Source organism: Pseudonocardia sp. (genome assembly GCF_025965585.1).
Lineage (GTDB): Bacteria > Actinomycetota > Actinomycetes > Mycobacteriales > Pseudonocardiaceae > Pseudonocardia.
The window spans coordinates 1-13,057 of sequence record NZ_JAOPWR010000304.1 but is presented as its reverse complement, the minus strand read 5'-3'; the positions used below and the strand labels follow the sequence as shown (position 1 = coordinate 13,057).

Sequence of the window (13,057 nt, the reverse complement as noted above, 5' to 3'; positions counted from 1 at the left end):
AGCAGCGAGATGGCGGTGCTGAGTTCCTCTCGGAAAGTCTCGCGTGAGCTCTTCTGGTGCTTGAGCCCAATGGCCGTGCTGATGAGGGTGCGGGCGATCGCTTCCGACGTCGCCCGGTCCTGCGGCGCCCTGGCGCTGACGACCGTGTCGACGATCAGGACCTGGAACCGGTGCGGGGCCTCGAGCACCGCCACGTCGAGGACGTCGCGGTGGGTCTCGGCAATCGCACTGAGCTCCCCGCCCACCGTACCGACGTAGCGGCCGGTCCAGGCGTCGAAGGCGTCCAGCAGCCGCTCGCGCAGGGGACAGGCCTCGTCCTCGAGGGCGCGGGCGGCAGAGCTCAGGTCCCGCTCGATCGCAGCCGTCATCGCGTCGGCGAAGAGCTTCTGCTTGGACTCGAACAGGAAGTACAGGCCGGGCCGCGAGATGCGCGCCGCCCTGGCGACGTCCTCCATGGAGGTCTTTCGGTAGCCGTAGCGGACGAAGATCTCTAGCGCAGCGGTCAGGACGATGTCACGGCGGTCCGCGCCACTGCCCACGGGCGTCTCTGTCCTCTCGACTCGGTCGGTCACGCGGTGACGGTACTGGCCCCCGTCAGACTTTACACATATAGTCGTCTCTGTATAGTGGCGTCTCGTGGGCACGGCGCCCCGGAGAATCCATGAGGCACACGAGCCCTTGATCACCACCCGCTTCAACGCGACCAGCACGGCCGACGACGTCGTCCGCGGCGTGGACCTGCAAGGACGACAGGCCATCGTGACCGGCGCGTCCTCCGGCATCGGCACCGAGACCGCACGGGCTCTGACCGCTGCCGGCGTCGCCGTGACACTGGCCGTGCGCAACGTCGACGCCGGCGTTACCGCGGCCGAGGCGATCGCTGTGGCGACCGGCCGCGCACTACCCCAGGTCCGCGCACTAGACCTCGCCGACCCCGCCAGCGTCGCCACGCTCGTCCGCCAGTGGAGCTCACCACTGGACATACTGGTGACCAACGCCGGGCTCGTCACCGCAGGGCTGCAGCGCACCCCGCAGGGCTGGGAGCTGCAGTTCGCGACCAACCACCTCGGACACTTCGCTCTGGCCCTCGGCCTGCACCGGCACCTGGCCGCAGCGGCGGCTGCCCGAGGAGGCTCGCGCGTCGTGGCGCTGTCCTCCACGGCGCACATGCGCGCCCCGGTCGACTTCGACGACATCCACTTCCGCCGCCGCGCCTACGACCCGCAGACCGCCTACGCGCAGTCCAAGACGGCCAACTCACTCTTCGCCGTCGAGGCGACGAGGCGCTGGCAAGCCGAAGGCATCGTCGTCAACGCGGTGAACCCCGGAGGCGTGGTCACAGGTCTACAGCGCAACTTCTCCGACACCCAGCGCCAGTCCCTCGCCGCAGCCGAAGCCGCTGGGATCTTCACCTACAAGACACTCGGGCAAGGAGCGGCGACGACGCTCGTCGCGGCCGTCGCCCCCGAGTTCGCAGGCGTAGGCGGCCGCTACCTCGATGACTGCCGTGAGGCCTACACCGTGCCCGACGACGCCACGCTCGCCGAGCATCCCCACGGAGTGAAGCGGTGGGCGCTCGACCCGACGGCAGCAGACCGACTCTGGCGCCGCTCCCTCGACATGACCACCTGACCACGCGCTGCCCCTGACACGCCTGCGTGCAGGCGTCCCGCAAGCCGAACCCTCACCGGGCTGTCCCGGTGAGGGTTCCCTGATCGGGTCGGAACGCGGAGGTCGCGGGCCTGACTCGGTCTTTCCGGTTGCTGTCAGGGTTGGATGTTCTCCAGGTCCTCGAGAAGGCTCAGGTGCTTCGGCTCCCAGCCGAGCGCTTCCCGGGTGCGGGTGCTGGATGCGGGCTGGTCGGTCGCGAAGATCGGGCCGAGGGGGCCGAAGGTCTCCTGTGACACCGCCTCGACCGGCAGTCCCAGCCGTCGGCCGATGACGGTGGCGATGTCACGGACCGTGTCGCCCTCGTCGGCGACGGCGTGCCAGGAGGTTCCGGCGGGTGCCGATTCCAGGGCCAGCCGGAAGAGGACGGCCGCGTCGAGGGCGTGCACGGCCGGCCAGCGCTGGGCGCCGTCGCCCGGATAACCTGACACACCGGTCCGCCGCGCGGTATCGGTCAGCAAGCCGGCGAACCCGCCCTTGCCCTCCTTGTGGACCGTGCGCGGCAGCCGCACGGCGGTGCTGCGGACGCCGCGCGAGGCCAGGCCCAGGACCGCCGTGACCGCGCGGCCGCGACCGCCGACCGGCCCGTCGGTCGGCACGGCGTCGGTTTCTGTAGAGACGCGGCCCGGCACGTACGGCGTACCGGAGACCGTGACGAAGGGGCGGTCGCTGCCGACGAGCTCCCCGCTCAGGGCCGCGAGGGCTGCACTTTCCTCTGCGATTGTCCGCGCGAGGGCGTCGGCGCTGCTGAAGTCGTTGCCGAACGCCAGGTGGATCACGCCGTCGGCCTTGGCGGCGCCGGCGCGGAGGGTGTCCAGGTCGGAGAGATCGCCTCGCAGCGGCTCGGCGCCGGCCGCCTCGACGGCCAGTGCGGACGCGTCGGAGCGGGCGAGGGCCAGGACGGTGTGGCCATGGCCGAGGAGCTCGGTGACGACGGCGGAGCCGATCAGGCCGGTGCCACCGGTGATGAAGACGTGCATGGAGCTCTCCCGTCAGTGATGAGACTCTTGTCCCATGACACTAGCAGAGTGATGGGATATAAGTCCCATCACGTAGGATCGACCCATGGCACGGTGGGAACCAGGGGTGCGCGAACGGCTCGTCGTGGCTGCGGTCGACCTGTTCAGCGAGCAGGGGTACGACACCACGACGGTCGCGCAGATCGCCGAGCGCGCCGGAACCACGAAAAGCACGTTCTTCCGGTACTTCCCCGACAAGCGTGAGCTGCTGGTGGCCGGGCAGGAGACGCTCAGCCGACTGCTCGCCGAGGGGATCGCCGAGGCGCCGCAGGGTGCCAGCCCGCTCGAGGCGGTCGCTGCCGGTCTCGAGCGCGCATCGAGCGCCATGGGGCCCATGAACCGCGAGCTCGGTCCCCGCTTGAAAGCCGCCGTCGCCGCCAGCACCGAGCTCCAGGAGCGTGACGCCCTCAAGAGCGTCGGCCTCGCCGCCGCCATGACGACTGCCCTCGTCGCCCGCGGTGTGCCCGACGCGACCGCCCACCTCGCGGGTGAACTGGGGGTCCTCGCCTTCAAGCGGGGCTACGCAGAGTGGTCCCAGGCCGACCGCGACACCGAAGACGGGCTCGCGCTCTACACGTTGACAGCCCTGAACGAACTGCGGGCAGCGAGCGCATCACTGGACTGACACCGGGTGCCGCACAGCTCGACAGCTGTCACGACCAACATCGCCGGCCTCAGACGCCCAAATCAACCGCTGCCGCGTCGTCACCCTGTTCGAGGGCCGCGACGCGCCGGCAAGGGCGGCATCGCCCGGCAGGGAAGCTCTCCACGACGGACCTCGCCTCCTCGACAAGTGGGAGGACTGCACGGAGGGCGAGGAGACCTGGCCGTGGCCACCGAACCGGACCGGCTCATCGTCGGGCTCGCGGCCGAGGTCGTCGAGTTCGGCGAGCAGCCGGGCCACTTCCCGCCGCCGGCCGCCTCCCGCACCACCGCGACGCCCGTGCCGACGAACCCGGGAACGAGGCCTGACAGGCTGCGGTGAACGGGTGGTGTGCTGCTGACCGATGATTCACCCAACCGCCGCTGTGTCACCCGAACCGGTCGATTCTCACTACTCAGCGTAACATCGCGGCAGCTACGCTACGTGATTCCGGTCACGTTCGGCCGAGGTGGGCCGGGCACGTCGTCGTCTCGCGAGCGGAGGGCCACGGCGGCCACCACGGCCGCGATCCCGAGGGCCTCCCCCAGGCCCGGGACCTGCCCCAACGCCGCCAGACCCACCGCAGTGGCGGTGGCCGGGAGCAGCGCCAGCAGCACCGCGAACCGGGCCTGCCCGACCCGTCGCAGCACCACCTGGTCGATCACGTAGGGCACCACGCTGGACAGCACACCGACGCCGACGGCGACCAGCAGCACGAGCGGGTCCGCGAGCGCCCCGAGGCCCTGCGGACCGCCCAGCACCAGCACCGGCGAGAGCAGCACGGCCGCCACGAGGAAGCCCACGGCCATGTCGTCGAGCCCGTTGCCCGCGCCCGCCACGCGCTTGCCGAGCACGATGTACGCGGCCCACAACGCCGCCGCCGCGAGCGCCCACAGCACCCCCGCCGGGCTGCCTGACCAGCGCACATCCGCGATGAGCAGCACTCCGCCCGCGGCCAGCACCACGGCCGCGACGTCCCGGGCGCGGCGCGAGGCGAGCGCAGCCACGGCCACCGGCCCGCAGAACTCCACGGCCACCGCGGTGCCCAGGTGCAGCCGCGCGATCGCCTCATAGAAAGCGAGGTTCATCAACGCCGTGGCCAGCCCGAACGCCACCGCGCGGCCCAGCCTGCGGCCCCGCCACGCGGCCCGTCCCGGCCGGCGCCAGATGATCAGCACCACCGCGGCCCCCACCAGGCGTAACACCGCGACCACGGGCGGCGACAAACGGTCGAACAGACCGATCGCGAGGGCCGCCCCGACGTACATCGACAGGCCCCCGACGACGAACAGCGCGGGTGCCGGGATCCGGGATCGCACACTGGTCGTCATCACCGACAGCGTAGCCGCACCGCAACCACGCAGAGTCACCGTCACTCCGGGAGTGTTAACAATGCACGCCTTGCGGTGGACCCGGACGCACCGCAGACTTTCACTCGTGGTCATCTGCAGGAGTCACCCGCAGCACCGTCGCGGCGACCGCTCGGCGACACGTGGTCGTCCAAACGTGACGGTTGTCGCGACGCGCGGCGGGAACACATGCAGGGTGCTGAACGTCTGGGAGAGTGGGCGTACCGCGAGAGCGGTCGTCACAGCTAGCGGCTCCGGGATCTTCCCCGGGGTCGAACGGAGGGAGACCGCCATGCAGCCAGGAACCCTTACCCGGCCCGAGTTGACCCTTGCTGACCGTTGTGACCGCTGTGGAGCGGCAGCCAAGGTGCGGGCCGTGCTGCCCAAGGGTGGAGAACTGCTCTTCTGCGGTCACCACGCGAAGGCCCACGCCGACAAGCTCCGCGAGATGCAGGCGGACGTGCAGTCCGGCAGTTGACCGCGGCCGGGTGACGCCCGGCCATACGACGAGCGACAACGGGGCGGGGACCACACGGTCCCCGCCCGTCGCATGTCCGGCTCCCCCCGGGCCGCCCCCACCGGACGGGGTGGTGGGTGAAGGTCGGTCAGCGCCAGCTGCGGAGCGTGGCGATCCGCTCCTCCAGCTGCTCGATCGTCGCCATCGCCGTGGGCGGTCCGCCGCACTTCGCCCGCAGCTCGTTGTGGATCATGCCGTGCGGTTTGTTGGTGCGGTGGTTGTGCAGCGCCACCAGGGTGTTGAGCTCCTTGCGCAGCTTGTTCAGCTGCTCGCGCACCGACAGCTGGGGACGCTCGGCGGGCGGAGCGGGAGCCACCGGAGGCGCTGCGGCGGCCGACTTGCGCTGCGAGCGCGTCAGCCAGTCCTTCTGCCGCTGTGAGAGCAGCGTGCGCACCTGGTCGGGCTCGAGGAGCCCGGGCAGGCCCAGGTAGTCCTCCTCGTCGGCGGAGAACGAGGTGCCCTCGTAGATGAGCTGGTCGAGCTCGGCGTGCGCCTCCAGGGCGGTGAACGACTTCTCGTCCTCCCCCTGCTCGTCCTCCTGGCGCTGGGCCTGCGCGAGGAGCTCGTCGTCCCACTGCTCGTCGGCCCGGTGCGGCTTGCCCAGGACGTGGTCGCGCTGGGCCTCGAGCTCGCTGGCCAGGCCCAGCAGCACCGGCACGGACGGCACGAACACCGACGCCGTCTCCCCCGGCCGCCGCGACCGCACGAAGCGGCCCACGGCCTGCGCGAAGAACAACGGCGTGGACGCGCTCGTGGCGTAGACACCGACGGCCAGGCGCGGCACGTCGACGCCCTCACTGACCATTCGGACTGCGACCATCCAGCGGTCGTCGGACTCGGCGAAGCGCGCGATCCGGGCTGACGCGCCCTGCTCGTCGGACAGGACCACCACGGGCGCGGTACCCGTGACGTCGGTGAGGATCGCCGCGTAGGCGCGGGCGGTGGTCTGGTCGGTGGCGATGACGAGTCCGCCGGCGTCGGGCATGCCGCCGGCCCGGTGGCCCGTCAAGCGCTTGTCGGCGGCGCGGAGCACCGCCGGCATCCACTCCCCGCCCGGGTCGAGCGCGGTGCGCCACGCCCGGGCCGTCTGCTCCCCGGTCATCGGCTCGCCCAGCCGGGCGGTGATCTCCTCGCCCGCGCTCGTCCGCCAGCTGGAGACGCCCGAGTAGGCGAGGAAGACGACGGGCCGCACCACACCGTCGGCCAGGGCCTCCGCGTAGCCGTAGGAGTGGTCGGCGCGGCTGCGCAGGGCGCCCTCGGCGTCGGGCAGGTAGTCGATGAACGGGATCGGGTTGTCGTCACTGCGGAACGGCGTGCCGGTGAGCGTCAGGCGCCGCGTGGCGGGCTCGAAGGCCTCCTTCACTGCGTCGCCCCACGAGCGCGCGTCGCCGGCGTGGTGCACCTCGTCGAGGATCACCAGCGTCTTGCGGTTCTCGGTGCGCGCGCGGTGCAGCAGCGGGTGGGCCGCGACGCCGGCGTAGGTGACGGCGATGCCGGTGTAGTCCGACGAGGTGGCGCCGGTGGAGTTGCGGAAGTCGGGGTCGATCGCGATGCCCACCTGCGCCGCGGCCGTCGACCACTGCGTCTTGAGGTGCTCGGTGGGCGCGACCACCGTGATCCGCTCGATCACCCGGTCGGCCAGCAGCTCCGACGCCACCCGCAGCGCGAACGCCGTCTTGCCCGCGCCGGGCGTCGCGACCGCGAGGAAGTCCTGCGGGGCGGCGGCGAGGTAGCGGGCGAGGGCGCTGCGCTGCCACGCGCGCATCGGCCGCGAGGCCGGCGCAAGAGGCTGTAACCCCTTCTCATGGGCCTGGGACACACGACTCCCTGACGTCTTGACGGCGACGATTGGGCCCGACGGCGGGCGGCCCTCGGTCTCGGGGGACCGCACGAGGGGCGTCGATCAGAGTAACGGGACGGCATCGGCCACCCGGGCGTGACCCGCCGCAGCCCGTGGACCGGGGCCGATGCGACATCCTGGGACCCCCGACTTGCCCGCCGGGGCCCCGGCCGCTCAGGCTGGGACGAGCACACCGTCGACGAGGGAGCATCCATGAGCACCGAGGAGCCCGAGGCCGACGTCGCCGGGCCGGGCATGCTCCTGACCGACGGGGCGCTCGGCCCGCTGCGCCGGATGCTCCCCGCCGCGTCCGGGCTGCGGATGGCCGCCTCGCTGGCCGGGCAGCCCGTCACGCTCGCGCGCCGCGGGCTGGGCCTCGCCGGCGAGCTGGCGAGGATCGGCGTCGGCAGCTCCGAGGTGGCGCCGCACCCCAAGGACAAGCGCTACGTCCACCCCGCATGGTCGTCCAACCCGCTGCTGCGCCGCCTCGTCCAGGCCCACATCGCCGCCAGCGGCACCGCGGCCGACCTCGTCGAGGACGCGGGGCTGGACTGGGCCGACCACGAGCGCATCCAGTTCGCCGTCGGCAACCTCTCCGACGCGCTGGCGCCCAGCAACAGCCTGCTCAACCCCGTCGCGTGGCGGGCGGCCGTCGACTCGCGGGGTGCCAGTATCGTCCGCGGCATCCGCAGGCTCGTGGGCGACATGGCCACGGCCCCGCGCGTGCCGTCGATGGTGGAGCCGGGCGCGTTCACGGTCGGGGAGGACGTGGCGTGCACCCCCGGCGCCGTCGTCCTGCGCACCCCGGTGTTCGAGCTGATCCAGTACCTCCCGGCCACCGAGAGGGTGCGGGAGATCCCGCTGCTCCTGGTGCCGTCGACGATCAACAAGTACTACGTGGCCGACCTCGCGCCGGGCCGCAGCATCGTCGAGAACCTGGTGGCGAGCGGCCAGCAGGTGTTCCTCATGTCCTGGCGCAACCCCGAGGCCGAGCACGCCGCGTGGGACCTCGACGCCTACGGCCAGGCCATCCTCGACGCGATGGACGCCTGCGAGAGGATCACGCGCACGCGGTCGACGTCGCTGATGGCGTTCTGCTCCGGCGGGATGATCACCGCGATGCTGCTCGCCCACCTCGCCGCCATCGGCGCGCAGGAGCGCGTGGAGTCGGTGACGTTCGCCGTCACCGTGCTCGACCAGCACAAGGCGGGCACCACCGGCGCGCTGATGGACAGGGCCACCGCGCGCAGCGCCGTCGAGGCGTCGGAGAAGAAGAGCTACCTCGACGGCCGAACGATGGCCGAGGTGTTCGCCTGGCTTCGCCCGAACGACCTGATCTGGTCGTACTGGGTCGACAACTACCTGCGCGGCGAGCCGCCCGAGGCGTTCGACATCCTGTTCTGGAACGCCGACACCACCCGCATGACGGCCGGGCTGCACCGCGATCTCATCGACATCGCGCAGCGCAACGCCCTCGTCACACCCGGCGCCGCCACGATGCTCGGCACCCCCGTCGACCTCTCGAAGGTCGACCGGCCCAGCTACGTGATCGCCGGCATCGCCGACCACCTGTGTGCCTGGCAGTCGTGCTACCGCACCACACAGCTCCTCGGCGGCGAGAGCCGGTTCGTGCTCTCCACGAGCGGGCACATCGCGTCGCTGGTCAACCCCACCGACAACCCGAAGTCGACGTTCCGCGTCAGCGGGCCGGACGCCGCCGTGCCCACCCCGCCCGAGCCGGAGGGCTGGCTGAGCGTGGCCGGCACCGTCCAGGGTTCCTGGTGGCCCGACCACGTCGCGTGGCTGGCCGAACGCAGCGGTGCCACCGTGGACGCGCCGCCGGAGCTCGGTGGGCGCGGCCTGCACGCCGTCGCGCCCGCGCCGGGCGAGTACGTGTTCGCCCGATGACCGCGTGGTCCCGAGCCACCACCGACGAGTCCCCCGACGACGTCTTCCAGACCGTCGTGCGGGGCCGCCGGCTGCGCGTGTCGATCCGGCGCGCCGCGGGCCCCGGCCCGGCGCGCACCCCGTTGCTGCTGCTCAACGGCATCGGCGCCAGCATCGAGCTGCTGCAGCCGTTCGTCGACGAGCTGCCCCCCGGCATCGAGGTGATCCGCCTCGACGTGCCCGGCATCGGCGGCTCCCCCATGCCCGTCGTGCCGTACCACATGTCGACGCTCGCGCCGCTCGTCGGGACGCTGGTGCGCAGGCTCGGCTACGAGCGCGTGGACGTCATGGGGTTCTCGTGGGGCGGGGGGCTCGCGCAGCAGTTCGCCGTGGCCCAGCGCAAGCAGACCCGCAAGCTGGTCCTCGCCGCCACCGGCACGGGCTCGCTGATGGTGCCCGCACGGCCGAGGGTGCTCGCGAAGATGCTCACCCCGCGCCGCCATCAGGACCCCGACTACGCGCGCACCATCGCCGGACAGATCTACGGCGGCACGATGCGCACGAACCCCGAGGCCGCCGCGCAGGTGCTGCACGCGTACACGCGCAAGGGGCCCAGCCGCGGCTACTACTACCAACTGCTGGCCGGTGTGGGGTGGAGCAGCCTGCCCGCGCTGCGGCTGATCCGACAGCCCACCCTCATCGTGGCGGGCGACGACGACCCGATCATCCCCGTGGTCAACGCGAAGATCATGGCCCGCGGGATCCCGAAGGCCCGGCTGCACCTCTACCACGGCGGCCACCTGGCCCTGCTGACCGAGGCGACGGAGCTGGCGCCGGTGATCGACGAGTTCCTGCGGGAGCGCTGACACCCGTCCGCCCGATCTGCGCGCGATTTTGCGTCCTCGCACCGTCGGTGGACGGTGGGCGGACGCAAAACGGCGCGCAGATCGGGTTACGCGGCCGAGCGGTCCTGCTCCTCGTCCCGCGCGCGGGCCACCGCCAGCTGGTGGGCGAGGTAGCGGGTGGCGCTCATCGTGTGCAGCTCCATCAGCTCGACGCCGGCCTCCGCCATGCAGGCGCGGAAGTCGTCCTCGTAGGTGACGCGCCCGAAGTCGATCGTGGTGACGTGCCGGATCATCGGCTTGGCCCGCTCCATCAGCCGCGACCGCCTGCGCTGGAACGTCTGCGTGGCGAAGACCCTGCCCTCGGGAGCGAGCTGGACCGCCACGTGCGCGATGGCTGCGGCCGGGTCGGGTAGCAACATGAGGCTCGCGCTGAAGTAGACGGCGTCGTAGGGGCCGCCCTCGTGGTCGTAGACCGACGCCAGCAGCGGCGTGACGCGCTCGCTGAGCGCGGCCCTGGCGAGCGAGCGGTGGCAGCGCCGCACGTAGTCGGCGTCGATGTCGAGGCCCACCACCGTCAGGTCCTTCTCGTGGACCAGCTCGGCGCAGCGGGCCATCGCCGCACCCGTGCCGATGCCGACGTCGAGCACGCGGGCGCCCGCGGGCAGTCGCCCGAGCACCTCGCGATACCAGTCGGTGGTCATGCCGACGATGAGTCGGTCGTAGACCCAGCCTCGTACCCCGCCCATGAACCGGTGTCCCCGCGTACCGCGTCGCCCGGCGTGGTTCAGGCGTCCCCGCCGGGGCGCAGACCTTCGTAGATCTTCTTGCAGTCCGGGCAGACCGGCGAGCCCGGCTTGGGCGAGCGGGTGACCGGGAACGTCTCACCGCACAGCGCCTGCACCAGGTTGCCCAGCACCGCGCTCTCGGTGATCTTGTTCTTCTTGACGTAGTGGAACATCTTGGGCTCGTCATTGCCCGTCGTGTCGGTGCCCTCGGGGCGGGTCTCGACGTCGGGCAGCACCTGGGTGGCCATGTCCTCCATGATGCCCCATGTGTCCTCTGCCGTCTCCCGCTCCCCGCTCCCCGCCTCCCCGGTCCGGACCTCCCCCGAGGTGACAGACGCCCTCGCCTCCGGCCGCGCCGTCGTCGCCCTCGAGAGCACGATCCTCGCCCACGGGCTCCCGGCACCGCAGAACCGCGCGGCCGCCGACGAGCTGGAGGCCGCCGTCCGCGCCCACGGGGCGGTGCCCGCCACCGTCGCCGTGCTGGACGGGGTGCCGCGCGTGGGCCTCTCGGCCGCCGAGCTGGACCGCGTCTGCTCGGGCGAGCTGGTCAAGCTCTCGGTGCGTGACCTCGGCGTGGCCGTCGGGCTCGGGCGTGACGGCGCCACCACCGTGGCCGCCACCGCCGCGCTCGCCCACGCCACCGGGGTGGCGCTGTTCGCCACCGGCGGGCTCGGCGGGGTGCACCGCGGTGCCCGCGACACCTGGGACGTCTCCGCCGATCTCGCCGCGCTCGCCACCACCGGCGTGCTCGTCGTCTGCTCGGGGGTGAAGTCGATCCTCGACGTCGCGGCGACGCTCGAGGTGCTGGAGACCGAGTCCGTGCCCGTCCTCGGCTACGGGACGGACGCGTTCCCCGGCTTCTACCGGCGCGACTCCGGCCACGCCGTGCCGTGGCGCGTCGACTGCCCCGCCGACGTCGCCGCGGTCTGGCGGGCCCACGTCGCGCTCGGGTCGGGCTCGGGCGCGGTGCTGGCCCAGGCCGTCCCGGAGGCCGACGAGCTCGACGCCGCCCTGCACGACCGCCTGCTCGCCGAGGGCCTCGCCCTGCTCACCGAGCGCGGCATCACCGGCAAGGACGTCACTCCGGCGCTGCTGGAGCACTTCCACGCCGGCAGCGAGGGAGCGAGCCTGCACACCAACCTGGCGCTGGTCCGGGCCAACGCCGAGCTCGCGGCGCAGGTGGCGGTGGCACTGGCCGTGCAGCCGTGACCCCGCGAGCCGACACGACGGCGCCCGCGAGTCGGCACGTTGCGATGCTCGCTGGTCCACGGGCCGACGCCGCCGGGCGTGGCGATGGCGCAGTGGTGGCGACGCGCGGTTCGCTGTCGTGAGCGGAGCCCGCAGCCGGCCGGCCCGGCCGCCCCGCGTCGTCGTGGTCGGGGACCTGGCCGTCGACGTCCTGGTGGAGCCGTCGACGCCCGCCGTCCCCGGCGCCGACGTGCCCGCCCGCATCCGGGCTACGGCGGGCGGCGCCGGCGCCAACACCGCGGCCTGGCTCGCCCACCTCGGCGCCGACGTCACGCTCGTGGCCCGCGTGGGCGACGACGTGGCCGGGCGTGCGGCGGCCGACGAGCTCGACGCGGCGGGCGTCCGTCCGGTGCTGGCCGTGGACCGGGTGCACCCCACGTGCACGGTCGTCGCGCTGCTCGGCGGCGGCGACCGCACGATGCTCTCCGACCGCGGGGCCGCCGCGCACCTCGCGCCCGCGGACCTCCCGGGTCTGACGGGCGCGGACCACCTGCACCTGTCGGGCTACGTCCTGCTCGACGTCTCGTCCCGGGAAGCGGGGCTCGCCGCGCTGGCGGCGGCCCGGGCCGCGGGGCTGACGACGTCGGTCGACCCGCAGGCCGCCCCGGCCCTGACGCCGGCCTTCCGGGAGTGGGTGCGGGGCGCCGACCTGCTGCTCCCCAACGCCGACGAGCTGCGCGCCCTCGGCGGAGCGGCCGCCGTGCTGGCCGACGTGGGTGCGGTGGCCGTCACGGCCGGCGCGGACGGGGCCGTCTGGGAGGACGCCTGCGGCCGCTGGACGGCGCGGGCACCGGAGGTCGCGGTCGTGGACGCGACGGGCGCCGGTGATGCCTTCGACGCCGGCCTACTGGTGGCGTGGCTGCTGGGCGCGCCGCCGGCGGAGGCACTGGAAGCGGGGTGTCACGCGGGGGCGCAGGCGGTGGGGCGCCTCGGTGCGCGGCCGGTGCCGCGTGTCCGCTGATCCCGGCGGCGGATGGTGATGCCCCGCGCACCACGCCGTGTCCACTCGCGTGCCGTCGTGGCGGCTCACGCCTTCACCGCCCGCTCGGGCGTCCGGACGCGGCTCGCGAGCGGGGCCCGGTGGTGCCGTCAGCTCTCGATGACCGGGTGCTCGCGGGCCTCGAGCTGTTTCTTGTCGCCCTGGAACTTGTTGACGTCCTCGCTCTTCTTGGGAAGCCGGTCGTTGGCGATGAGCACGGCCATCCACGGAAGCGGGATCGAGATGATCAGCAGGGTCACGGCCAGCCACGGGATCG

At 72.8% G+C, this 13,057-nt stretch carries 15 protein-coding genes; 8 read left to right on the top strand and 7 right to left on the bottom strand.

The window, feature by feature from the left end:
- On the bottom strand, positions 1 to 572 hold a 572-nt coding region (locus JWR81_RS18720; protein ID WP_297654140.1), incomplete at its 3' end, for a TetR/AcrR family transcriptional regulator.
- A gap of 106 nt (positions 573 to 678) precedes the next feature.
- On the opposite strand from JWR81_RS18720, the gene JWR81_RS18715 reads away from it, so the two are divergent.
- Positions 679 to 1,632, top strand: a complete 954-nt coding sequence (locus JWR81_RS18715) for an SDR family NAD(P)-dependent oxidoreductase (RefSeq protein WP_297654137.1) — start codon at positions 679 to 681, stop codon at positions 1,630 to 1,632.
- Positions 1,633 to 1,766: 134 nt separating this feature from the next.
- Here the strand turns inward: JWR81_RS18715 and JWR81_RS18710 are convergent, their stop codons facing one another.
- The gene (locus JWR81_RS18710) at positions 1,767 to 2,648 is read right to left on the bottom strand and encodes an SDR family oxidoreductase (protein ID WP_297654134.1); all 882 of its coding nucleotides are present in this window, start codon (positions 2,646 to 2,648) and stop codon (positions 1,767 to 1,769) included.
- 85 nt (positions 2,649 to 2,733) lie between these two features.
- Here JWR81_RS18710 and JWR81_RS18705 point away from each other — a divergent pair, with 85 nt between their 5' ends.
- Together JWR81_RS18705 and JWR81_RS18700 are read left to right on the top strand one after the other, a co-directional pair.
- Positions 2,734 to 3,312: a TetR/AcrR family transcriptional regulator gene (locus JWR81_RS18705; protein WP_297654130.1), complete on the top strand. Its 579-nt coding sequence runs from the start codon at positions 2,734 to 2,736 to the stop codon at positions 3,310 to 3,312.
- 204 nt (positions 3,313 to 3,516) lie between these two features.
- Positions 3,517 to 3,672, top strand: coding sequence for a hypothetical protein (locus tag JWR81_RS18700; RefSeq protein WP_297654127.1), 156 nt, complete (start codon positions 3,517 to 3,519; stop codon positions 3,670 to 3,672).
- Between the two features lie 98 nt (positions 3,673 to 3,770).
- On the opposite strand, the gene JWR81_RS18695 is transcribed toward JWR81_RS18700, so the two are convergent.
- Complete coding sequence (locus JWR81_RS18695; protein ID WP_297654125.1) at positions 3,771 to 4,661, bottom strand: EamA family transporter; 891 nt, start codon at positions 4,659 to 4,661, stop codon at positions 3,771 to 3,773.
- A 310-nt stretch (positions 4,662 to 4,971) separates the two neighbouring features.
- Between JWR81_RS18695 and JWR81_RS18690 the strand changes: the two genes are divergently transcribed.
- A complete protein-coding gene (locus JWR81_RS18690) occupies positions 4,972 to 5,157 on the top strand; it encodes a hypothetical protein (RefSeq protein WP_297654122.1) in 186 nt (61 codons plus the stop codon).
- A 127-nt stretch (positions 5,158 to 5,284) separates the two neighbouring features.
- Here the strand turns inward: JWR81_RS18690 and JWR81_RS18685 are convergent, their stop codons facing one another.
- Complete coding sequence (locus JWR81_RS18685; RefSeq protein ID WP_297654119.1) at positions 5,285 to 6,961, bottom strand: DEAD/DEAH box helicase; 1,677 nt, start codon at positions 6,959 to 6,961, stop codon at positions 5,285 to 5,287.
- Between the two features lie 288 nt (positions 6,962 to 7,249).
- Here JWR81_RS18685 and JWR81_RS18680 point away from each other — a divergent pair, with 288 nt between their 5' ends.
- Both JWR81_RS18680 and phaZ read left to right on the top strand, forming a co-directional pair.
- Positions 7,250 to 8,944 (top strand): alpha/beta fold hydrolase, encoded by a 1,695-nt coding sequence (locus JWR81_RS18680; protein WP_297654116.1) that lies wholly within the window; start codon positions 7,250 to 7,252, stop codon positions 8,942 to 8,944.
- Positions 8,941 to 9,789, top strand: coding sequence for a poly(3-hydroxyalkanoate) depolymerase (gene phaZ / locus JWR81_RS18675; protein WP_297654113.1), 849 nt, complete (start codon positions 8,941 to 8,943; stop codon positions 9,787 to 9,789). Before JWR81_RS18680 ends, phaZ begins: the two co-directional genes overlap by 4 nt.
- 86 nt (positions 9,790 to 9,875) lie before the next feature.
- Here phaZ and JWR81_RS18670 read toward each other — a convergent pair whose 3' ends face one another.
- Both JWR81_RS18670 and JWR81_RS18665 read right to left on the bottom strand, forming a co-directional pair.
- Complete coding sequence (locus tag JWR81_RS18670; protein WP_297654110.1) at positions 9,876 to 10,469, bottom strand: bifunctional 2-polyprenyl-6-hydroxyphenol methylase/3-demethylubiquinol 3-O-methyltransferase UbiG; 594 nt, start codon at positions 10,467 to 10,469, stop codon at positions 9,876 to 9,878.
- A gap of 83 nt (positions 10,470 to 10,552) precedes the next feature.
- On the bottom strand, positions 10,553 to 10,801 hold the full coding sequence (locus tag JWR81_RS18665) for a DUF3039 domain-containing protein (protein WP_297654107.1): 249 nt from the start codon (positions 10,799 to 10,801) through the stop codon (positions 10,553 to 10,555).
- Between the two features lie 10 nt (positions 10,802 to 10,811).
- Between JWR81_RS18665 and JWR81_RS18660 the strand changes: the two genes are divergently transcribed.
- Both JWR81_RS18660 and JWR81_RS18655 read left to right on the top strand, forming a co-directional pair.
- Positions 10,812 to 11,762, top strand: coding sequence for a pseudouridine-5'-phosphate glycosidase (locus JWR81_RS18660; protein WP_297654145.1), 951 nt, complete (start codon positions 10,812 to 10,814; stop codon positions 11,760 to 11,762).
- Positions 11,763 to 11,880: 118 nt separating this feature from the next.
- The gene (locus tag JWR81_RS18655; protein WP_297654104.1) at positions 11,881 to 12,762 is read left to right on the top strand and encodes a carbohydrate kinase family protein; all 882 of its coding nucleotides are present in this window, start codon (positions 11,881 to 11,883) and stop codon (positions 12,760 to 12,762) included.
- Positions 12,763 to 12,890: 128 nt separating this feature from the next.
- Here the strand turns inward: JWR81_RS18655 and JWR81_RS18650 are convergent, their stop codons facing one another.
- Positions 12,891 to 13,040 (bottom strand): DUF3099 domain-containing protein, encoded by a 150-nt coding sequence (locus JWR81_RS18650; RefSeq protein WP_297654143.1) that lies wholly within the window; start codon positions 13,038 to 13,040, stop codon positions 12,891 to 12,893.
- Positions 13,041 to 13,057: the final 17 nt, after the last annotated feature.